Source organism: Sandarakinorhabdus rubra (genome assembly GCF_010994245.1).
Lineage (GTDB): Bacteria > Pseudomonadota > Alphaproteobacteria > Sphingomonadales > Sphingomonadaceae > Sandarakinorhabdus > Sandarakinorhabdus rubra.
This window is the reverse complement of record NZ_WMHO01000340.1, coordinates 1-1,602: the sequence shown is the minus strand read 5'-3', so window position 1 is coordinate 1,602 and position 1,602 is coordinate 1. Positions and strand designations below refer to the sequence as shown.

At 72.5% G+C, this 1,602-nt stretch carries 1 protein-coding gene; it reads left to right on the top strand.

Annotated features, from left to right (window positions below):
- Positions 1-21: 21 nt before the first annotated feature.
- A complete protein-coding gene (locus GJV64_RS14215; protein ID WP_164158104.1) occupies positions 22-1,470 on the top strand; it encodes a GspE/PulE family protein in 1,449 nt (482 codons plus the stop codon).
- The last annotated feature ends 132 nt before the right edge of the window (positions 1,471-1,602 follow it).

The window sequence follows — 1,602 nt, the reverse complement described above, 5'->3', positions numbered from 1 at the left end:
GCCTGCCGCGCCGCCAAAGCCATGACGGCGCCGGCCCTCAGCTACGGTTTCGCCAAGGCCAGCGGCGTGGTGGTCACCGCCATCGGCGACGTGGCCGAGGTGGCGCGCCGCGCCGACAGCGACGCACGTGCCCTGATCGAGGTGCGCCGGCTGGTCGGCCGCCCGCTCAGCCTGCGCGAAGTCGACGCCGCCGCCTTCGACCGGCTGCTGCAGGATCACTATGCCGTCACCGCCTATGCCGGCGGCGCGGCGGGCCTGGCGGATATCGACGATGGCCTGCCCTCGGCCGAGGACCTCCTGGCCAGCGACGACGAGGCGCCGGCCATCCGCCTCATCAACGGGCTGATTGCCGAGGCGGCGCGCCTCAAGGCGTCCGACATCCACATCGAGCCGTTCGAGAGCGCGCTGGTGGTGCGCATGCGCCGCGATGGCGAGCTCACGGAGATGCACCGCCTGCCGCCGGGCGTCGCCGCGCGCCTGGTCAGCCGCATCAAGGTGATGGCGCGGCTCGACATCGCCGAGCGCCGCCTGCCGCAGGATGGCCGCATGGACCTCGCCTTGGGCGGCAAGCGGCTCGACGTGCGTGTTTCCACACTCCCCGCGCGTGGCGGCGAGCGCGTTGTGCTGCGCCTGCTCGACAAGGACAATGCCGGCATTGATCTCGCCGCGCTGGGCATGCCGCCCGGCATCGAGCAGGGCTATCGCGCCGCGCTGGCCGAGCCCAATGGCCTGGTGCTGGTCACCGGCCCCACCGGCAGCGGCAAGACCACCAGCCTCTATGCCGGCCTGAAACTCCTCAACGATGGCAGCCGGAACATCCTCACCGTGGAGGATCCGGTCGAGTATGCCGTGGACGGCATCGGCCAGACCCAGGTGAACCCGAAGGTGGGCCTCAGCTTTGCCGCCGGGCTGCGCGCCATCCTGCGCCAGGATCCGGACGTGGTGATGGTCGGCGAAATCCGCGACTCAGAGACGGCGGCGATCGCCGTGCAGGCGGCGCTGACCGGCCATCTCGTGCTGTCCTCCTTGCACACCAACGATGCCGCCAGTGCCATCACCCGCCTGCGCGATTTCGGCATCGAGCCGTTCCTGCTGGCCGCCACGGTGCGCGCCATCATGGCGCAGCGGCTGGTGCGCCGCCTGTGTCCGGCCTGCCGCACGCCCGCGGCTGCCGATGCAGGCGTGGCCGCCGCGCTCGATCTGCCGGCCGACGCCAGCATCTGGCAGGCACCGGGCTGCCCGGCCTGCCAGATGAGCGGCCACCAAGGCCGGGTTGGCCTTTATGACCTCATCCGCATGAACGAACCGCTGGCCGCGGCCATCAACGCCGGCGCCACCGCGGCCGATCTGGCGGCAGCTGCGGGCAGCCCCGGCCTGCCGGCGCTCGCCCGCCAGGCGGTGCTGGATGGCCTCACTTCACCGGCCGAGGCGCTGCGCGTGACCGGTGCCTTGGGGGCGGACGATGCCTGAGTGGCGCTACGAGGCGCTCGATCTTGAGGGCAAGCCGCGCACCGGCCAGCTGAGCGCCGGTACCGTCGAAGCGGCGCGCGCCGACCTGCTGGAGCGCCGGCTGTTCGCCACGCGGCTGGAGCCGGCGGCCAG

Bases quoted from the DNA above. Each gene is read 5' to 3' on its own strand.
- GJV64_RS14215 (WP_164158104.1), top strand. From the start codon at position 22: ATGACGGCGCCGGCCCTCAGCTACGGTTTCGCCAAGGCCAGCGGCGTG.